Here is a 19,160-nt window from a genome sequence, read left to right on the forward strand (position 1 = left end):
CACTGATGATACGGATGTGCTTCTCCGTATACACCATGTTATCGGAGAGCTGCCCACGTATGGTTATCGTCGGGTATGGGCGCTGCTTCGCAGACAGGCAGAACTTGATGGTATGCCTGCGATCAATGCCAAACGTGTTTACCGGATCATGCGCCAGAATGCGCTGTTGCTTGAGCGAAAACCTGCTGTACCGCCATCGAAACGGGCACATACAGGCAGAGTGGCTGGGAAAGAAAGTAATCAGCGATGGTGCTCTGACGGGTTCGAGTTCCGCTGTGATAACGGAGAAAAACTGCGAGTCACGTTCGCGCTGGACTGCTGTGACCGTGAGGCACTGCACTGGGCGGTCACTACGGGCGGCTTCAACAGTGAAACAGTACAGGACGTCATGCTGGGAGCGGTGGAACGCCGCTTCGGCAACGAGCTTCCGGCGTCTCCAGTAGAGTGGCTGACGGATAATGGTTCATGCTACCGGGCTAATGAAACACGGCAGTTTGCCCGGATGTTGGGGCTTGAACCGAAGAGCACGGCGGTGCGGAGTCCGGAGAGTAACGGCATAGCAGAGAGCTTCGTGAAAACGATAAAGCGTGACTACATCAGTGTCATGCCCAAACCAGACGGGTTAACGGCAGCAAAGAACCTTGCAGAGGCGTTCGAGCATTATAACGAATGGCATCCGCATAGTGCACTGGGTTATCGCTCGCCACGGGAATATCTACGGCAGCAAGCCAGTAATGGGTTAAGTGATAACAGGTGTCTGGAAATATAGGGGCAAATCCAGTCCCTGAGTTCACATTCATAAATGTTGACCGGTTTGACAATACGGACATTGGTCCCATAAATCACATCCCGGACAGCACATTCCATAAATTTCATACTCACACGACCTTTAAATACAGATGACACTTGCCGGAATTATACAGCCCAGATTCACTTGCCATGTTTCAGAATAGCTTATAAGCCGCTCTTTTACCGATACTCAGCAACAAATCAGGTCTGGATCCACTTCAGCCGGAAACCGGATCTGCACGGCGGGAAACGGGCAAAGAATATGATAATTTAGCAACACACATAAAATCATATCAGATATGATTTTAATCATTAAAAATGAAACAATATCTGATATTGTCAGAAATCAGGAGCACACAAATCATACATGATATGATTTTTACCTGTCAGAACATTATCAGATGGGGCGTGCAGGATGGATCAGGAAATGACGTTTTCACTCAGCTATGAACAACTGACCCGGTTTGCGGAACGACGCATCCGGGAATGCAATCTAGACAGCCAGGGCGCGATTTATCTCTGCGAGTCAGCCAAAGCCGGAGCCGTGCTGATCTTCTGGCATGAACTGGCCATAAATGGCTATGCCTCAATGAATGCCATAAAGAGACAGGAGCTCATTGACGCCGACTTTCAGCGCCTCAGAAACCTCATCTGGCCGGAGGATGACAGGTAATGACCCAGAGCCGCCGACCGTCGCCACTGCAGCGGAGAGTGCTGATTGTGCTGGCTGCCCTTGATGAAAAACGGCCGGGACCCGTGCTGACGCGGGACATAGAACGGGTGCTGGAGCGAAGCGGGGAAGCCCCGGTCTACGGGCCAAACCTGCGCGCCTCCTGCCGTCGCCTGGAGGATGCCGGCTGGCTGCGTACCCTGCGCGCTCCGAACCTGCAGCTGGCAGTGGAGCTGACGGACGCCGGCCGGGCCGTGGCACAGCCTCTGCTGCTGGCAGAACAGGACCGCATCCGGGCAGAACAGCGTGCGGCAGAAGTCGTCGTACTGCCTCTGGTCCCGGCAGCAGGTCTGCCCGCAGGCGGCACTTCTGCCACTGATCTGGCGGTGGAGCTGAACGGCATAACGTATCAGGCCTGCCGTGGGGATTTTGTGGTTCGTCTCGACGGCAGCACCTGTCTGCAGTTATGGAATAAAGAAGGCAGAGTGGTACGCCGGGAGGGCGATCCGCTGGAAGTGGCGCAGTGGCTGCAGGCCTGTCATGATGCCGGAATAGAAGTTCGTGTACAGGTTAATGAAAGCGTCACTCCGTAAAAACATGCCAGCACGGTTTACACATCATCCCATGATGGCAGCAGGTTAACTTTCCTGCGCCACCAGTGGAAAGAGGCCATGAGCAGTCCGAACAAAAAACTCCCCGTGATACTTATAATAATGGCCTCACCTGCCACCATTCCTGACGGCCCCCAGTAGATAAACCACATTGCACATCCCCAGGAAATGCCCCATAAGCCCCCCGTCAGCACAGTGACCTGCCAGAACGGCATAAAGGGTAATGGCGGAAGCCGGATACCCAGCCGCCAGAGAATACGCAGAAGAGGAGGGGCATAATTGCTCCGCCACATCTTTTTGCTGTCCATCAGGGCAATGGCCCGGGCTTTTTTATGCTCAAAGGTCACAGGAGCACCTCCGTTCCATGATGTAAACGTGACACAGCTTATTGTTATTGATTATTATTATCATGCTGTGATTATGTTGTCATGCACCGGTACACTGACAAAAGAAAGGGAGAACAGGAGGCTGGCTGATGAACAGGAAATATTATCTTAATCCGCGTAAGCGGGCCGTGAGGGCCGCTTACAAGCGTGTATGAGATCAGTTTGGATATTCGAAATTATTGTACGTTTAACGCACCATACATTAATGCTAATGTATGCATACATTAGCATTAATGATGAAGGAAAAGAATAACAATGGCCGTCAACCCACTTCTTTTTTGGATTTCTTAATTTTCGTCTGATAAAGCCGCTTTACCCGTTCAATTTCTGCCAGCGTTGCGGACCAGTGTAGTTCGGCGGCATGACGATATCTGGCAGCCATTTTTTCCACCATCTCCGGATTGCTGTCCGCGCTGCGGTGCTGACGCCCCTTCTCCCCAAAAACTTCAACAACCAGCCACTGGCTTCCGGTTCTGCCGAACAATGCCTTGCACAAACGTCTCACAGTCAGCGGGGTTAAATCTGGATCGGGATCATAGGCAATGGTAGCAAAAATAAAGCGCAGCATTTCTGATGTCTTGTAACGCTTTACGCTGGCAGCCAGGCGTGCGGCACGTTGCGGTGCTTCCCAGCGGTCATTACTGTAATTAGCCACTTCAGCCAGATAATCCTTTTCAAGTTTTTCAGCCGTGTAGCACCTGCCGCCTAAAAAAAGCCGCATGGCCTCCCTGGTTTTATTTCTCACATATCATCCCTCATTAATGCTAATGTACGCATACATTAGCATTAACATACTGACAGAAACAAGCGGCGGATTTACGTCTGGATAACGTAAATGATTGCGGTATACAGGCCAGTCGGTCAGATTTTCAGCCGGGCCTGTTCCTGCAGCAGTTCCAGATGATATGCAGCAATAGCGTTTACCACCCCTGCCGCCATCCGTGCGTCGGCGATCGCTGAGTGTGCCTGCCCTTCCCAGGTCAGTCCGGCCTGGCTGGCAGCACTGGCCAGTGAAATCGTGCCATAGCGGTTGGTGGCCCTATAATATCCTGCAGCCAGCTCCATCGCACAATATACCGTCAGTTCTTCCAGCCAGTCAGCCGGATCGCTATGTGCGGCAGCAGTCTGTTTCAGAATGCGGATATCGAACCGGGCATTAAAGATAATTACTGGTCGGTCCCCGATTGCATGACGCAGTTGCCGAGCCACATCTGTCCATGATGGTGCGCCACAGAGTGCCTGCTCACTGATACCATGCACGGCGGCGGCCTGCGCCCCGATGGCGACCGTGGGCTTCAGCCTGGTTTCAAATACCACCTGACCGGCCGCATCGGTCAGGCCGATTTCCAGGGCTTCCGCGGTATTATCCAGTCCTGTCGTTTCAGTATCCAGAAAGAGCGGTGCCAGACTCAGCCAGTCATATGCCTGCCGTGCCATCCGGCCACTGGTGCTGTTTAGTCGGGATAAAACGGAAAGCCGCTGGCCAGCCAGCTGTTGTTTACTCGTCAGAGGGCGTTTCTCACGCATCGGAACACAGTCTGCAATTCGGTATACAGCGAACCTGCCACCATAAGTATTTTTATACCACTTAACCGGCTCAGCACCGGGGGCTGGCTTCATTCTGAATTCATCGCGCAGACGTCCTTTCGAGAAACACCTGTCTTCGGCAATCGCCTGCGCACGTCTGGTGACCAGCTCATCATTATTCATGGTTCTTGCATCTCCGTCAGACGTTTTTATATCCGGACAGCCCCTCTATGGCCACTTCTGTGCAGTATGCAATACACGCAGGATATATACTTTTCCCCACTGGCTGTCGACCTCATAAACCAGAACAAAATGCGGGTGAATAACCAGTTCCCGGGTACCTTCCACACGACCGTTGCGGCCTTTATACGGCTGCCCGGCCAGGCTGCTGGCTGAATAACCAATCCGTTCGTCCAGTTCAATGGCGGCCATCAGGTTCTGCTCCGCAATGTACTCACGAATGCGCTTCCTGTCCTGGCTGGCCAGCATGGTCCAGAATATCTCCATCATTTATCGGCAACCTTCCTGCTCATTTCATCCCGCCATGCAGCAGCAGAAGATTCGACCATGTCATGGGGAAGCACATCGCCGCGCTCGAGTTGCTGACGTCCTGCCGCAACCTGGTCACGGAACCAGGTATTATGCTGCCGTTCAACGGTCTGGCGCATAAAATCCCGGATTAATTGAGAGCCATTACGGTCCATGCTTTTTGCAGCGGCCATAAAAGCATCCTTCAGTTCAGCGTCGATTCTTAAACTCATATTAACCTGTGCCATTTATCACCTCGTCATTACTACGTATATACACAGTATATAACGATTCAGATATCGTCACCAGGATATGCCGCGTCAGCGGCATGGAAGGCGGCACTCTGTTGTTTCATATGATACCGGAGTAAAACCGCCGAAGCCCGGCGTAAGCCGGTACTGATTGACAGATTTCACCTTGCCCATCCCCGGCCCTGCTAAGCCATACCCGCTTTCAGCCATGACAGAGCTTCTGTGCGCGGTCGGAGTGGTCCCGACGAGGGTTTACCCGAAGTCGGGGCGTATCTCCGCGTTAGCGGGCCGTGAGGGCCGCTTACGAGCGTGTACTCAATACTTCCAGCGAGAAGACTGACAGCGATGATGGAGTATAGTTACAACATTCATAATTAAAAGCGACTCTGTTCCGGCCCTTCGGGGGGCTTTGTGGTTTCGGTTCTGCGCGGGACCGGGGTTTTTCTGGTGGTTGTGTCTGAGTGTTGTAACTAAAGCGGCTCCGGTAGGGGCCCGCCGCTTGCGGTGGGAGGTGCATATCTGTCTGTCCACAGGACAGGCAGTGAATAGGTTTTCTTTTTAAATGAATATAATTAAGTAGTTTAAAGGAGATATAAACAGGTGTTTAAAAGATACATTGCACCCTGTAACGCTGGCGGATGGCGCTTTATGACATGAACGGTTGTAACCTTATGGGGAAGTCCCTTGCAGTTTAATGTGGATAAGCAAAATTCCCCGTCTGTGAGGCGTGTTTTGTATCAAAAACAGAGAGAACCGGATGCATCTGAAAGTGGATGATGAGGTTGTTTTTTGTATGTGGTGCTGTTTTTTTCTGTACTGGCGGGCTTCAGACGTGCGGATTCCTCCGGCGCAGGCCGGATTATTCTGAGGAGGTCACTTTCAGGGGGAAGCGGTGGCCAGCCGGCTGTAATTGCGGTTACGTGACAGAATCATGCGCTCCTTCACACGACGCTCCACTTCACGTTTTACCGCCTCACGACTGGCAGAGAAGCGCCCTTCCGAGATTTCACGCGTCAGCTGCCGTTTCACCAGGGTGACGATATCCTGACGTTCCCTGTTCGCATCACGACGCGCACGGGCACGTTTTATTCCACGGGACTTAAGCTCTGTCTGGTAACTGCGGAAACGCTCACGCACAAAACGCCAGGCTTTCGCTATCAGCTCATCCATACCCAGGGTATCCAGCCCCTGCTTTTTGCGCTGTCTGTTTTCCCATTCCACACGGCTGCGGCGTGCGGAAGCCACCGCCTCTTCTGAGATATCGAGAGCGGCAAACAGCGCCGGTGTGAACGTGATATCGGTCGGAATGTAGCACCCGATAAGCGGGTCATATTCCGTCTGGTAGGTAATCAGTCCCAGCTCTGACAGGAACGTCAGGGCCCGGGTGGCTCGGGTGATGGAGAGTTTTCCTGCACCGGACTCTGTCGCCAGTCCGCACTCAATGGCCAGTGTGGTGATGGAACACTGGACGCGGTTGGCCAGCGGGTCATAGTGGAAACACAGCCCCTGCAGCAGCGCATCAATAGCCCGTCGACGCAGCACCGGTGGCATGCGTCGACGCAGGCCACGCGAACGGGCATGCGCCACATGAATGGCGAAATCAAAACGGGAGGTGAAGCCCACCGCCTTTTCCATCAGTTTTTCGCAAAACTTCAGCGTTCCGGCACCTTCACGGGGTGTAAATACCGGATTCGGGTTCTTTACCTGGCGGTAATACGTTTGTTGAAGATCAGTCACACCATCCTGCACTTACAATGCGCAGAAGGAGCGAGCACAGAAAGAAGTCTTGAACTTTTCCGGGCATATAACTATACTCCCCGCATAGCTGAATTGTTGGCTATACGGTTTAAGTGGGCCCCGGTAATCTTTCTGACTCGCCAAAGTTAAAGAAGATTATCGGGGTTTTTGCTTTTCTGGCTCCTGTAAATCCACATCAGAACCAGTTCCCTGCCACCTTACGGCGTGGCCAGCCACAAAATTCCTTAAAACGATCAGCAATCTAACATCTCATCACTGAAACAGCAAGAAACGCAAATATTCACAAAGATTTTCTGCGCTTAACCTCTGACTCTATCAGCCACTCAAGCATCTGTGCCTGAGTGATCCCGTCTTCATCAGCAAGCTCACTTAACTTTTCTTTCAGTCGAAGCTGAATGACGGCATGAAACGCTTTATGAGTGGCACTCCTTCTTGCAAGAGACGCTTTTTGTCGTTCTCTCGCAGGAACAGGATTACCCCTTCTGTAAGGTCGTTTTTTTCCCGATGAGGAAGTCTCTGCATTTACTGTCTGCGACATCTCGCCTCCTCTCTTCTCAGACAGGGATCGTTTCGCAGAGGATACTACAGTTTTTTGAAATCAGCGACTTGAGAATTGTGACGAAGATCTGTGTTGGCGCACAAATCATGTCTGATTACTGTTGTTTAATGTGATTTTTGTTGCGAAATGGCTGAAAAAACAGGAAATGCCTTAACCTGTGTGCCGGCCCCGGGCGGGACCGGCGGTTTCTGGCATGTCGGGTGTCTGCCCCTGAAATACCCCACACTTCCGGAAAGCGGGGACTTCCGCCCCCGCCCGGCAGCTTACTTCCGTGCTTCGTAGGCCAGAGTTACCTGCACCACTGTATTTCCCCTGTGAATATTCAGCTCACATAACCGTTCCCTGAATATCAGTGAAAAACACAACACCGTGGCGCACACGGCGAGCAACCCGATAAGGGTATATTTCGTCATAAACTTTGACCTCTCTGCAAGGAAGAGGCTACAATCAGTAGTGCTACGTACTTCATGCAGGCCTCACGAGTTAATGGATTAACAAGTGGGGTCTTCGCATTTCTGGTACCTGCGTCTTGCCTGAACCAGAAAGGCTCAGACACCCGCCGCGATAATACCACATTCCCTGTTGCTGACCATTACCTCCATTTCCCGCTTTTAACTACAGAACTCGCTTTTCGTATGGCTCATGGCAATAAAATTTTCTTTACCATATGACAACGTTCCAATAATATTAAAGTTGTCTTTTAATTTTATGGCATCCTTTTCACTTACAGCGACAATAAGTTGTTTACCAAATTTTCTGGCCATCATTGCAAACTGCGATACTGCTGATCCACCACCTAAATCAGGCCACCCAACACAATTAAAAATAATTATATGCTCTTCACTATTCATTGCATCCCTGATAAAGGAGACGGCATGATCATTTCTCTCTGCATCTGAATCACTGTTAATCTGAGTGAAATCATAATATTTAGAATCTGGTACAGAATACCCCTTAAAAAAATTATCAACTCGGGAGTAAGTATTACCAACAATAAGAATGTTGTGTTCACATTTAATCATCAATTCTGACACATCATCATATTTCATATATTCACCATTATGAGATAAAATCTGGATACAGGTGGTTCCGGCTTTCCCCCTGTGCCACCATTTCCCGGTTTTTATTCAGAAACGCCGGGGACGGGGAAAACTTGCTTTTTCCCGTCCCCGGGGTTGGACAACTGAGCAACGCGAAGGCGTCAGTGGATTTTTATGATCCTTCCAGACTCTGCTTCCATTTTTTTCATATCCTGTTCTCTTACTGCGACTATCAGTTGTTTTCCTGATTTTCGTGCCACTCTGGCAAACTGCATGACGGCAGATTCATTATTCAAATCAGGCCATCCTGTACAATTAAAAATAATAATATGCTCACTGGCGTTCAGTGCATCCCTGATAAAAAATAACCGCATAATCATTTAATGTTCTGTCAGAACAACTGTAAATCTGGCTGAAATCATAATACTTATAATCAGTGATATTCAGTTTATTTAAAAAACCATCAACTTCAGAAGCTGAGTCCCACACTATAAGAACATTATGATTAGACGATGTGATTAATTCTGATACTGCCTGATAGTTCATTTGTTCACCTTTCATTAACAGAGAAATAAGTTAATAATGTAATATGCTTCATGCTTTTAAATATCGCATTTCAATGAGAACTCAATAGCCACAGAAATATCATTATTTCCGTGAGCGCCATACCCAGGGCGGAACAGGAGCGCTGTCTGCCCACAGACCACGTTTCTGCTGTCGTGCTTCTCCCTGCAGGACGGGAAGAACAGGATCGGTGTTGTACTGCTCATAAACCCATGCAGCGCCTGCACGGACCATAAAATGATTAACATTCATTCCGTCTGGTGCATAAACCTGCCCGAGAATACGACCATAACGATCTCGCTGAAAATATGTGACAGTAACCGTTTTTCCCGCAACCAGAGATTTCATTATTTTTTCAGACCACCGGCCATAGTCCTGTTTCTTTTCAGGTGCATCAATATTAACAAGACGGACACGCACCGGATGCTGAGATAACATGACGTCAATGGTATCACCATCCAGAACACGCACAACCCGTCCATGAATATCAGCAGAAAATACCTGACATGAAAAAACAAATAATACCACTGGTATATATTTCTTCATTTTACTCTCCGTCACTGATTACTTTTCGTGATTGCATGAATTCCATGCCGGGATGAATAACGGCTCACGTATCACGCCAAAAATAAACCGTTGAATTGTGATCAATTCGACAAAATAAGATGAGGTGGCTTAATACACATATGGCTATGTGTTACTAAAAACGCTGGTCAGCCAGCCTGACCAGACACATAAGAAACAAAGTCTCATGCATTATTCAGCCTTCTGATACCTGGAGTAACGGAGGCTGCTTTTTCTGTCACGTATTTCCCGTGACGGCGTTACCGGTTTCCGGGGGTAACATGTGACGGAGATTATATTTTTAATCTCCGTGTATTCATCATACCTGCTCTTACTGATAGGATAACTGTGTTATATCGCAGGCTACCGGATGTGGCGCTGAATATAACGGTCATAGATAAGTCATACATGCCCTGCTCAGGGGATTAGCGATAAGACGGACCGGGAGAGTCATCTCCCGGTTTTTCTTTATCCTGCCGCGAATACAGCCCGGCTGTCTGTCAGATTCACCGGACATAACCGTACTGTTATGCATGCTACTGTCACCTTCTGCTTCTTGAAATTCATCACATTTTTTATCCCTGCTGGCTTACCCGGGATGTGAAATATGTTAACTCTGTGATGTCCGTTTGAAAGACAGGGCAACTCCTTCTTACACCACTATAATAATAACGATCTGCCATATAAGCCTGATCCCCCGGAGCTCCGCGACGGGGGTTATTTTTATCGGCACTTACACCGGCATGCAGATGCCCTCTTCAGGGCAAAATCCCGCCATGCTTCACAGGGTGCCAGCCGGGCCGCATTCTGCCAGGCCTCAGCGGCTTCCCTGAAAAAACCACGAATCTCCTGACGGACGGCATGACGCCCCACGCGCTGATAGCGATAAATACCGCTGTGCTCAGATAATCCACTGGATACAGCCATTTTTTATCCCCCCTCTTGACCCGGCTCCCGGATTATGTCAGAAACATTCTGAAACATCCCTGAACGGTTGGGTGTTTTCTCCATCAAAACTCTGGATTTCTGTTTTCCCGATTTTTTCTCGCTGTTGCCCTCTGTCATACAGAGGGCTCTTTTATTCCGCCAGGATCGCCCGCAGCTCATCCTTGATCCGGTTCTGTCTGCGCACCTTTTCCAGGCGCGCCTGCGCATACTGTTCTTCTTCCTGTGTGATATGTTCTGTCACATAGCCTTCCGTATCATAGCGGCAGGCGCCGGCTTTCATTGCACACAGATAACTTTCCGAACGGGTGATAGCTTTCAGCGCCCGGCTGAGTTTTTTATGAGAGAGCGGGATATTCCGCTGAAACACCTCATCCAGTAAAACCTCCCGGATACCACAGGCAAGAAGCCTGGGCGTGTTACCGTCAAACAATCCCGGCCACCAGGGTTTCAGAGTGTTCACCGCCTCATCCAGCGAGGGCAGCGTCAGATAAATGGACAGCGCCTGTCTGGCCTGCGCTTTTTTTGCCGCCAGCTCCGCTTCCCGGGCTGCTTTCTCGGCCAGCTTCTGCTTTTTCACCTTCCACTTTGGTGGCGTGGTGACATTGATGATGGTTTTCCGCCTGCGGACAGGCGTCTCCCCTTCCGTTTTCCGCTTCAGTGTCAGTACCGGTCGCTTCTGCTCTGTCATGCTGTGTTCTGCCTCTGACGAATCATCCTGTTACGGTCAAAGATACCACACCCGTCACAGCGCCAGAACGCCCAGCACAGCCAGATGACAGGCGTAGAATACCGGGAAAAAATCCCCGGGCCAGAAACGGGGTAATGATTTTCCTGCACAGGACACCAGACCAACGGTCAGCACCGTCATCACAAGACCAGCCACCGCCGCTGCATCACTGGTGGCAAGGTTAAGCGCCGGAATAACAGCCAGCAGGCAGGCGACCAGCGCCAGACGTTCCGCTCTGTCTTCCGCCCGGTACAGCCGGTGGCTGACTGCCAGCATCAGCAGCCCGGCAATGCCGTAACTGGAGCCGGACAAAGGCCCCCACAGGGCCATCAGAAGAATGGCCGCTGCTGTACGCCACCCACTGCGCGTTTCACACCACGTCAGCACCTGTGCCGCCACTGCAAAGGCAAACAGGATATTCCCCTCATACCAGGGAAAGCCGGCCAGATAATATGCGAACTGGGCAATAATTCCCCATCCCCACAGCCGGTTAATGGCCGGTTGCCGGATATGCGCATGACGGGACAGATTCAGCCCCCACACCAGGGCAAACAGCGGAAAGGCTCCTCGCCCGGCCAGAAACATCCATTCCTGCTTCAGCTGGAATATCAGATTGATGTGGTCCAGTACCATCAGCACCAGTGCCACCGTTTTGATGATATCCCGCTGTCCGGGTGACCAGACCAGAAATGACTGAAACCAGGTATCGGTCCGTGCAGCCAGTGAATCGTTACGTGTCGTGTTCGTGTTATCCGTTGTCATCAGCGTTTATCTTCCTGTATCAGTCTCCGCCCAGGGTTTTCTCTTTCTGCAGGTCACGGACCATATCCCGCTCCATCTGCTGAAGTCGCTCCTGCAGCAGATTTTCCCGGGCAATTTCCCTGACAGCTTCCCGCACCCGTTGAGGTTCACGCAGCACACTCTCCGGCAGCGCGGCTTCCCGTTCAGTTATGGCAGCCCGGTCACGCTCCTGCCCGGCAATCTCCCTGACAGCCTGCTCTGTTTTGCCATCCGGCAGGTCAGGTTTGTTCTCTGCCATTTTACGGACAATTTCATCTGCGCGGCGTTCCGTTTCACGACGGATGGCCTCTTCAGCCTGCCGCTGTGCCAGCACCTCTGCCGTGACCGGTTCGCCATTTCCGGCTCCCGGCTGGACACTGTTGTCCGGGATATCCCCCCACACGCGACCACCGGTGATGGCACCGGGATTCCACGGACGACCTTCACCGGCGATTCTCACCACCACACCGCTGTCAGGATTATCACGGGCAATCCGGACACCATCCTGCATATTATCAGCCAGCAGGCTCTCTCCGTTACGGCTGCCCTGCAGGGCCACGAACTGCGCATCCCCGCTGCCTTTCACCCGTCCTTCACCACTGAATCCCCGCAGCCCGTTTCCGTCATCCGTGGTCAGTGGGTTCAGCCAGATACCTGCTGACTTGCCGTTACGGTCAAACGCCGGCAGTGCCACATACGGCTGCGGATATTTGCGCCCCGGTGCAATAAACCGTGCCGGACTGTCTCCCCCGGCCAGCCCCGCCTGACGGAGAACAGCACGCCCTGCCGCCACGTCCCGCAGTTCCCGCGCCGTACTGAACAGCCGCTCTGCATTCATGACCTCCCGGTCCGGTTTCGGCTCCAGCACATCGTGGGCAGTTCCTTTCTGTACGGCATTGTTAATGGCATCCGTCCAGCCCTGACGGTTATCGGTGTACACCTGCACATGCTGCTTCATACGCGACAGGGCCACGTAGGCTGACTCAAAGCCGGCCATCTGTTTCCGGTTACCTTCCGTGCCTTCAAGCGCGATGGCAAAGGTTTCACTCGCCCCCTGCGCACCGTGGGCAGTGATGGCATAGGCCAGGTCAATATGTTGCTCTGCCCGCTCCTGGCCGGGGCGAATCACCCGGGTCTGCTGTCCGTCCGATAGCGTGACACTGTCACCGGAAACCGCTGTCACCGTCCAGACGCTGTTGGCCACATAACCGCGCTCCCGGTCACTCTTCGTGAAGCGCATCCGGTCGCCGGTCCCCACCCGGATTTTGTCTGGTGTGTACAGTGTGACACCTTCAGCCACCGCCTCCCGGGGCGAAATCAGCCGCGTGTTACCTTCCGCATCCTGCAGGGTTATCAGCCCGTCATCCTTGCTGATACCGGCAATCCGGTGATACACACTATCCACCAGGGCAAGGGCATCCGGGGTTTTCTCCCAGGTGGAGAGACGACGCAGTTCTCCGTCACGTATATTCGCTGTGTTCAGGACAGGCACCATGACCTGCTCTTTGCCCAGCTCACCGGCCTTTTCCCGTGCATCATGAATCATGCTGTTCAGTACGCGCCGGTCCTCATTCAGGTGCGTGACAATCAGCGTCTGCTCCCGTGCTTCCGGTGTCCTGCCGGTATAGTCGCGGACAATGGCCTCATACAGTGTCATGGGGATATCCGGGAAAGCCTCGCCTTTCAGCATCGCCTTCTGCTGCGCTTCTGCCAGTTTCGCTTCCTGGCTGTGACTGAACTCCGTCACGGAGTGCTCCGGTGCCCATGCGCCCTCCAGACGTGGCACCTGAGACGGTTTCACACTCTCAAGCCCGGACAGTGCCCTTTCCACATCCCGGTTAATCAGGCTGTATACCGCCTCCCGCAGTTCCGGCGTCTGACGCACAATCTCCTTCATGATGGCCACATCGGCAGCACTGCGCGTCTGCTGGAGACGGAAAGGCTGACCGGGCGCGATGGCCTGCAGCTGGTCCGTGTCACCGCTGGCCACAGCACGACCGCCACCGGCCGCAATCAGGGCGTATGCCCGTGCCATGTCGGTATTGCCCACCATTGAGCTCTCATCGAGCAGAAACAGCGTGTTGCTGAAATCCGGCGTTTCTCCGCTGCGCTGCTGCAGCTGCGTGTCATGCAGAAAGGACGCCAGTGTCTGTGCATCCACGCCGGCGCTGCGCATCTCACCGACCGCACGGTGCGTGGGCCCCAGCCCCACAACCCGGGGACGCTCACTCTCCGGCAGCATGTTCACGGCTGACATCACCGCCCGGAACTGAGTGGTCTTACCCACACCGGCATACCCCTGTACCACCGTGAAACGGTCGGACGTTTCCAGTATCATACGGGTGGCGGCACGCTGTCCCGACGTTAACGTCTCCATGAGTTCGCCGGGTACTCTCTCCATCAGCGGCGTGACCGCCTCCTTGCCTTCGAGAATATGGCGAAGAATGCTCTTTTCTGCCTCATACGACGCACGGGAAACCAGCAGGCCTGTGCCATAGCCTTTTGCCACATCCACATACAGTAAGTCACCGCGTTTTATCTGCGCATTGATTTCCCCTCCCAGTTCAGTAAAACCGGTTCCTTCTGCAGCAAACGACTTCGCCTCTGTCAGCAGGTCCACCATGCTGAAGGCCAGGTTTTTACTTTCCAGCACAGGAAGGGCCAGATGAATGGCCTGCTGTGCCGGCGTGTGAAGCCCGGCTTTCTGCAGACTGATAGCGGTTTCCAGCAATGTCTCACCGGCACGCGCCTTTATCTGCTCAGAAACCACCGTAAAGGACGGATGGCGGGCGAGTTTTTCCGCAGTACGGGTTTCATCCAGTGAGGAATACAGCCGGACATCACGACCGCTGCGGGCCAGACCGTTCAGGGTGGCGTTGTCCATTGCCATCTGTGTGACGGAGGCAAACACCGTCGCACTGTCACTGACGGAATGCCCGGGCGTTTCCACCCAGCCGTTCTCCAGCTTCAGTGCCGTGAACGGTGAATCAGCCACAGGCAGGGTGGCCGGTTCAGCCCGCCCCGGCACAACAACCGTCATCGCATCTTCACTGACGGATGCCACCTGCAGGCGGTCACCGCCGGAGACGCGGAGTCCGGGAATTTTCCCTGTCACCCTCAGTCGCTCGCCGTCTGCCACCGGCATTTTTTCCGGCCGGAACAGCGACCAGCTGCTGTCCAGGGAGGAAATACGCACCACCTGCGTTTCGCCCTGCGCATCCCGCAGGGTCAGGCTGTGACTCTGCGCCGTCACCCGGTCGATAACATAGCGGTCATGACTGCGTGTCTCCGGGTTCCACTGCTCCATCACCATCCCCGGTCGGTACATATCCCGCAGATAACGGCTCCGGCTGTCCAGCCAGACCGGTGACAGGGCGGTCATGGTCACCTCCGGGTGTCCGAGCACACCCTGTGTTTTCAGCTCACTGCGAATGGCCTGTGTCAGTATGGCCTGTTCCCGTACCCCGCTGACCTGTGCCACGCTCTCTTCTCCGGCTTTCACGCTGGCCGCAAAATCTCCGGCCAGCCGGTCATAGCGGACATTCCGGTCCGGTTCACTGATGATGGTTGCCGGTCGCTGTTCTCCGCCCTGCCAGCGATACGTGTTCACCCCGGCATCCTTCATGGCCATCAGCGCACTGCCTGTACCGGTTCGCTGCCCGCTGTCGGTTATCAGGACCTGTACGTTATGACGTGCGGCACCGTCCAGCAGGGTTAACGTCTCTTTCAGGGAGAGTTTTTCGCCCTGGTCGACGATAACGGTACTGCCCGGCGTGAAGGCCATGCCCTCCTGCAGCTGACGACGTCCGGTTATCAGCTCACCGGACAGCCGTTCATCCTGCTTCAGGTTCATCTGCGAGCGACGGTCAGCGGCGATAATCTGCACCTCCCGCCCCTGCTCCCGGGCCATCATTGCCAGTTCAGCCACCCGCTCACGCTGCCCGGCTGCACCGCCCTGCCCGGACACAATGGCCAGCGACGGGCGATCCTGTGCCAGAACACTGACGGCATCGCTGTAACCGGCCGTCCGGGGGACACTTTTCTCCGGATGTACGGTCACCCGGTTCTGTTTCATGATGTCACGACTGAGTGCCCGGACTGACAGCTCATCGAGCACATGAATCCCGGACGTGAACATCCCCTTCTCACGATCGAGGGGGATAAGCTGCTCACGGCTGATGGCCTCATCGATACCGGCGCGTGCCCGTTCAATCACACCATTTTCCGGCGGCAGTATGCCGACCGTCCTGGCCAGCACGTCCGTGTACGTGAACTGCACTTTTCGTTCACTTAATCCGGCAATCGCCTGTGTCACCGCCTGCTGCACATCCGGCCCGTCCTGTGAAGCTGGCCCGGGCGCCTGCGTGCGGGTCTCCGCACGCTGATCCGCCGCGTCACGATATGCCCGGATGTCGAACCCGGTTTCCTTCAGCGTCTGCATCCATTCAGCCATTCTGACTTCAGGATCGACGTGCTGTTTGGATTTTCGCGTATCCAGTGCCGCCACATCCCGGGATTTCAGCGAGGCGTCTTCACCGACGGCCTCCCTGATAGCCTGTGAACGACTGGAAAAGGCCTCCACCGGTACGCCCGGCATCTCCCACATACCGTGCTTACCGACCACTTCGGTTTCATAACCCAGCGCCTCAACGCGCTGACGTAACTCACTCTGATATATTTTCCCGAACGCAATCCGGTTCGCTAGCACGTTCTCGGAAAATCCGGTTTTCCCCACTTTGTCACTGCTCAGTGTCTTCCACTCGCCGTTATGCTGCGTGACATTAGCCACCACTACATGCGTGTGTAACTGTGGGTCCTGATCGCGACTGGTGTCATGGTTAAACAGTGCCATCACCAGATTACCGGTCAGCACCGTTTCTGACTGTCCGTCCGTCATCACCCGTGTGGAAGCCAGCGCCTCCACCTGACGGACAGCAAAATCCACGGCCTGGTTATGTGCATCAATAAGACGTTTATCCCCCCCGAGCATGGCCATCATGGAGACACTTTTGGGGGCGGAGAAGGTCAGGTCGTAGCCGGGACGATGCTTATTACTGCCATCCTGCATGCGGCTTAAATCCGCCCCGTCCGGCAGCCTGCCCTCCAGAAGACGGGTAAAAACATCCTTATCGACGCTGCCCTGCAGCCCAAGCTGTTCAGCCCCCTGACCAGCCCAGCGTTCTCCCATGCTGCCCAGCACATAGTAATTATCCTTGTCGGTGTAATAGTTTCCGGCACTGCCTGCCGATTTAACAACGCTGAAACTCAACATCAGAAATCATCTCCCGGCTCAACATCCTCCCCGCGCTCCCGGTGCACATTAATGTTCACCTCTTCACGACGCTGCATATGCTGCTGGATGTCCGGATGATTTTCCTGTTGCCATGCCTCATAAGCGGCCATATCCACCACTTCACCGGATTCACTGATCCCGGGTGGCAGTTGCTGTTCCATCTCTTCTTCCGGTTTCATTTTCAGCTCCTGCTCGATCCCCCCTGCCGGAACACTCACACCTGCATCTGACTTCTTATCATTGATGACAGAAGACACTGGCTGTTGTGGCTGTTGTGGCTGTTGTGGCTGAGTCACATCTTCTCCAGCCTGAGTCACATCTTCTCCGGAGGCAACCTCCGGTTCAAAGAGGCTGGCCATCTGACGACCTTCTGCTTCCCTTGCGGCAAGTACGGCACTCAGACGGTTCTCCATTTCCGGGTTGATGTCACGCGGAATAAACTCCGGAGCGACCTTCGGTCGTGCCTGATATTTCAGAGAGAGTTTGACTGCCGGATACGGTCCGGGCAGAGTGACATAGCAGGTCAGATCCGGCAGAGACTGAATGTCGGAATAACTGACCAGCGTCTGACGCTCCATATCCTTACCGGTCGATACCCCGTCACGTACCGGGTCAGCACCGTAGGAATACTGCTCGCTGGCTTTCAGGTGCTCTTTCTCACCAATCTCACCGGCAGCGAACTCTGCAATCTTATGGCTCGGGGAACGGAAAAAAGCACGGGTGTTCATGACGTCAAACAGCGTGGCCGCCGCTTTCTCACCGTAGATATCTTCCAGCTGGGCATAGGACTGGATACCAAACACATAACAGCCACCGAACTTACGGGCTTCCGGCAGGATCTCCACCAGATCCGGCAGTTTGTGTAACGTGGGTAACTCATCACAGAAAAACCACACACGACGGTTACGGTTTTCTCCCATTGCCAGCAGACCACGAATGGCAATGGACAGCCACATGGAGATCACAGGCTTCAGGGAGGCATGGGTGTCGGCGTTCGACGAAATAAACAGCCAGCCGTTTTTCTGATCTTCCCGGACACCACGCATCCAGTCACGGATGGTGAAGGGATCACCGTTATGCTCAATCCCCTGCAGGTAACGGATGGCTTTCACGTAGTTGGTCAGCACAGCACGGATGGAAATCGCCGTTTTCTCAATTTTCTCTTCCACCAGGTTGGCCGCCGGTGAATTACGCAGGAAGGTACGCAGTTTTTCAATTTTGATGGAAAGCAGTGTGTCCACCAGTTTGCTGTAGCTGCGGTTGGGGTCATTACGCATCAGGTACGCCGCTTCCGCAAAAATGGTACGTCCTGAACCCTGCCAGAACGGGTCCTCTTTTGTACCCATAGGGATCAGCGTGTTCGCGGTATTATCAAAATCCGGCTGTGTCAGGCACTCCTTCCACAAATCCCATGCGGCACAGCGGGCATCCAGCGGATTCAGGATTTTATCGATGGAGGGATCATAGTAACTTTTAACAAATTCCCCTGAACGGTCATAAATCACCACCATATCACCGCGCTGACGGGCATAGTTGGCCAGACGACGGATAACCTCCGACTTACCGGCCCCGACCGTGCCGTGCAGACAGAAGTTCTGGATTTCGGAATCCCGGATAATCGGCAGGTCGCCAATCCGGATATCGGAGTCCTTGCCGTCTTTTTTCAGCATCCGGGCAACGTCTTTCGGATTGTCTGTCAGCTGACGACCACCTGTGACTTCATTTTCGCTCTGTTGTTTACCCTGACGCCCCAGAATCCAGGAGACAACAAAGAAGGTGATCAGGCAAATAACCAGGGCCACGACAGACGCCAGAACGAATGCAGACCATAGCTGCTCTCCGCACCAGATCATATATTTATCATGCAGTACCTGGGCAGCGTTCATCCGGAAGGTTTTGCCGTAATACTGGATCTCATAGACCGGCTGGGATTTTATTAAATCCCGCATGCCTTCCAGTGACGTACACCACCAGTAAATACAGCCGTTGATAAACGTCTGCCAGCTTATTTTTACCCATAAGACCAGACCAATGAGGATCCAGAAAAAAATAAACAGGCAGTAAAGCATGATATTGGCGATCTGGCTGAACATGCGGATACGCATGGACGCAATCTGACCGCCCTGGGTCATATCCTTTGCGTTAAAACTCATGATGAAACTCCG

At 53.4% G+C, this 19,160-nt stretch carries 20 protein-coding genes and 2 pseudogenes; 3 read left to right on the forward strand and 19 right to left on the reverse strand.

Going from position 1 to position 19,160, the window contains the following annotated elements:
* A partial coding sequence (locus FDX14_RS01970; RefSeq protein WP_137348926.1) for an IS3 family transposase occupies positions 1–769 on the forward strand: 769 nt, incomplete at its 5' end.
* Here the strand turns inward: FDX14_RS01970 and FDX14_RS25650 are convergent.
* Positions 763–876 (reverse strand): annotated as a pseudogene (locus FDX14_RS25650) (N-acetyltransferase); the annotation flags it as partial. The gene FDX14_RS01970 and the pseudogene FDX14_RS25650 overlap by 7 nt on opposite strands.
* 328 nt (positions 877–1,204) lie before the next feature.
* On the opposite strand from FDX14_RS25650, the gene FDX14_RS01980 reads away from it, so the two are divergent.
* Both FDX14_RS01980 and FDX14_RS01985 read left to right on the forward strand, forming a co-directional pair.
* The gene (locus FDX14_RS01980; protein WP_000371888.1) at positions 1,205–1,462 is read left to right on the forward strand and encodes a hypothetical protein; all 258 of its coding nucleotides are present in this window, start codon (positions 1,205–1,207) and stop codon (positions 1,460–1,462) included.
* Positions 1,462–2,052, forward strand: a complete 591-nt coding sequence (locus FDX14_RS01985; protein ID WP_020219166.1) for a hypothetical protein — start codon at positions 1,462–1,464, stop codon at positions 2,050–2,052. Before FDX14_RS01980 ends, FDX14_RS01985 begins: the two co-directional genes overlap by 1 nt.
* Before the next feature lie 17 nt (positions 2,053–2,069).
* On the opposite strand, the gene FDX14_RS01990 is transcribed toward FDX14_RS01985, so the two are convergent.
* The 18 genes and pseudogenes from FDX14_RS01990 to traD form a co-directional block, all read right to left on the reverse strand.
* Positions 2,070–2,417, reverse strand: coding sequence for a DUF6404 family protein (locus FDX14_RS01990; RefSeq protein ID WP_000142178.1), 348 nt, complete (start codon positions 2,415–2,417; stop codon positions 2,070–2,072).
* A gap of 301 nt (positions 2,418–2,718) precedes the next feature.
* Positions 2,719–3,201, reverse strand: a complete 483-nt coding sequence (locus tag FDX14_RS02000; protein WP_001311056.1) for a hypothetical protein — start codon at positions 3,199–3,201, stop codon at positions 2,719–2,721.
* 116 nt (positions 3,202–3,317) lie between these two features.
* Positions 3,318–4,166, reverse strand: coding sequence for a 3'-5' exonuclease (locus tag FDX14_RS02005; protein WP_137348927.1), 849 nt, complete (start codon positions 4,164–4,166; stop codon positions 3,318–3,320).
* Between the two features lie 45 nt (positions 4,167–4,211).
* Positions 4,212–4,490, reverse strand: coding sequence for a type II toxin-antitoxin system toxin YacB (gene yacB, locus FDX14_RS02010; RefSeq protein WP_001384452.1), 279 nt, complete (start codon positions 4,488–4,490; stop codon positions 4,212–4,214).
* Complete coding sequence (yacA, locus tag FDX14_RS02015) at positions 4,490–4,759, reverse strand: type II toxin-antitoxin system antitoxin YacA (protein ID WP_000079930.1); 270 nt, start codon at positions 4,757–4,759, stop codon at positions 4,490–4,492. Before yacA ends, yacB begins: the two co-directional genes overlap by 1 nt.
* 188 nt (positions 4,760–4,947) lie before the next feature.
* A pseudogene (locus tag FDX14_RS25695) lies at positions 4,948–5,279 on the reverse strand (replication-associated protein RepA4).
* A 362-nt stretch (positions 5,280–5,641) separates the two neighbouring features.
* Complete coding sequence (gene repA, locus FDX14_RS02030; RefSeq protein ID WP_016239092.1) at positions 5,642–6,499, reverse strand: incFII family plasmid replication initiator RepA; 858 nt, start codon at positions 6,497–6,499, stop codon at positions 5,642–5,644.
* Positions 6,492–6,566, reverse strand: a complete 75-nt coding sequence (tap, locus tag FDX14_RS02035) for a RepA leader peptide Tap (protein ID WP_001365705.1) — start codon at positions 6,564–6,566, stop codon at positions 6,492–6,494. The genes repA and tap overlap by 8 nt, the downstream gene beginning before the upstream one ends.
* 234 nt (positions 6,567–6,800) lie before the next feature.
* Entirely contained in the window at positions 6,801–7,058 is a 258-nt protein-coding gene (locus FDX14_RS02045; RefSeq protein ID WP_000084404.1) for a replication regulatory protein RepA, read from the reverse strand.
* A gap of 284 nt (positions 7,059–7,342) precedes the next feature.
* Positions 7,343–7,492, reverse strand: a complete 150-nt coding sequence (locus tag FDX14_RS02050) for a Hok/Gef family protein (RefSeq protein ID WP_001336447.1) — start codon at positions 7,490–7,492, stop codon at positions 7,343–7,345.
* 198 nt (positions 7,493–7,690) lie between these two features.
* Complete coding sequence (locus FDX14_RS02060) at positions 7,691–8,128, reverse strand: hypothetical protein (RefSeq protein ID WP_000872609.1); 438 nt, start codon at positions 8,126–8,128, stop codon at positions 7,691–7,693.
* A 152-nt stretch (positions 8,129–8,280) separates the two neighbouring features.
* Positions 8,281–8,499, reverse strand: a complete 219-nt coding sequence (locus FDX14_RS25360) for a hypothetical protein (protein WP_113365647.1) — start codon at positions 8,497–8,499, stop codon at positions 8,281–8,283.
* A gap of 268 nt (positions 8,500–8,767) precedes the next feature.
* The gene (locus FDX14_RS02070; RefSeq protein ID WP_000760080.1) at positions 8,768–9,229 is read right to left on the reverse strand and encodes a thermonuclease family protein; all 462 of its coding nucleotides are present in this window, start codon (positions 9,227–9,229) and stop codon (positions 8,768–8,770) included.
* 741 nt (positions 9,230–9,970) lie between these two features.
* Complete coding sequence (locus tag FDX14_RS02075) at positions 9,971–10,174, reverse strand: hypothetical protein (protein ID WP_001336517.1); 204 nt, start codon at positions 10,172–10,174, stop codon at positions 9,971–9,973.
* 151 nt (positions 10,175–10,325) lie between these two features.
* Positions 10,326–10,883: a fertility inhibition protein FinO gene (locus tag FDX14_RS02080; RefSeq protein ID WP_000139329.1), complete on the reverse strand. Its 558-nt coding sequence runs from the start codon at positions 10,881–10,883 to the stop codon at positions 10,326–10,328.
* Between the two features lie 54 nt (positions 10,884–10,937).
* Positions 10,938–11,684 (reverse strand): conjugal transfer pilus acetylase TraX, encoded by a 747-nt coding sequence (gene traX, locus FDX14_RS02085; RefSeq protein ID WP_001530462.1) that lies wholly within the window; start codon positions 11,682–11,684, stop codon positions 10,938–10,940.
* Positions 11,685–11,703: 19 nt separating this feature from the next.
* Positions 11,704–16,974, reverse strand: a complete 5,271-nt coding sequence (gene traI / locus FDX14_RS02090) for a conjugative transfer relaxase/helicase TraI (RefSeq protein WP_137348929.1) — start codon at positions 16,972–16,974, stop codon at positions 11,704–11,706.
* Positions 16,974–19,148: a type IV conjugative transfer system coupling protein TraD gene (gene traD, locus FDX14_RS02095; protein WP_137348930.1), complete on the reverse strand. Its 2,175-nt coding sequence runs from the start codon at positions 19,146–19,148 to the stop codon at positions 16,974–16,976. The genes traI and traD overlap by 1 nt, the downstream gene beginning before the upstream one ends.
* Positions 19,149–19,160 lie beyond the last annotated feature (12 nt).

The sequence above is a fragment of the Citrobacter sp. wls710 genome, from assembly GCF_005281115.1.
Taxonomy (GTDB): domain Bacteria; phylum Pseudomonadota; class Gammaproteobacteria; order Enterobacterales; family Enterobacteriaceae; genus Citrobacter; species Citrobacter werkmanii.

Coding starts and splice junctions, on each gene's coding strand:
- yacB (WP_001384452.1), bottom strand. CDS start 4,490: ATGGAGATATTCTGGACCATGCTGGCCAGCCAGGACAGGAAGCGCATT.
- FDX14_RS25360 (WP_113365647.1), bottom strand. CDS start 8,499: ATGATTATGCGGTTATTTTTTATCAGGGATGCACTGAACGCCAGTGAG.
- traD (WP_137348930.1), bottom strand. CDS start 19,148: ATGAGTTTTAACGCAAAGGATATGACCCAGGGCGGTCAGATTGCGTCC.
- FDX14_RS02075 (WP_001336517.1), bottom strand. CDS start 10,174: ATGGCTGTATCCAGTGGATTATCTGAGCACAGCGGTATTTATCGCTAT.
- yacA (WP_000079930.1), bottom strand. CDS start 4,759: ATGGCACAGGTTAATATGAGTTTAAGAATCGACGCTGAACTGAAGGAT.
- FDX14_RS02045 (WP_000084404.1), bottom strand. CDS start 7,058: ATGTCGCAGACAGTAAATGCAGAGACTTCCTCATCGGGAAAAAAACGA.
- traI (WP_137348929.1), bottom strand. CDS start 16,974: ATGTTGAGTTTCAGCGTTGTTAAATCGGCAGGCAGTGCCGGAAACTAT.
- FDX14_RS01980 (WP_000371888.1), top strand. CDS start 1,205: ATGGATCAGGAAATGACGTTTTCACTCAGCTATGAACAACTGACCCGG.
- FDX14_RS02005 (WP_137348927.1), bottom strand. CDS start 4,166: ATGAATAATGATGAGCTGGTCACCAGACGTGCGCAGGCGATTGCCGAA.
- traX (WP_001530462.1), bottom strand. CDS start 11,684: ATGACAACGGATAACACGAACACGACACGTAACGATTCACTGGCTGCA.
- FDX14_RS02080 (WP_000139329.1), bottom strand. CDS start 10,883: ATGACAGAGCAGAAGCGACCGGTACTGACACTGAAGCGGAAAACGGAA.
- FDX14_RS02070 (WP_000760080.1), bottom strand. CDS start 9,229: ATGAAGAAATATATACCAGTGGTATTATTTGTTTTTTCATGTCAGGTA.
- FDX14_RS02050 (WP_001336447.1), bottom strand. CDS start 7,492: ATGACGAAATATACCCTTATCGGGTTGCTCGCCGTGTGCGCCACGGTG.
- FDX14_RS02060 (WP_000872609.1), bottom strand. CDS start 8,128: ATGAAATATGATGATGTGTCAGAATTGATGATTAAATGTGAACACAAC.
- FDX14_RS01985 (WP_020219166.1), top strand. CDS start 1,462: ATGACCCAGAGCCGCCGACCGTCGCCACTGCAGCGGAGAGTGCTGATT.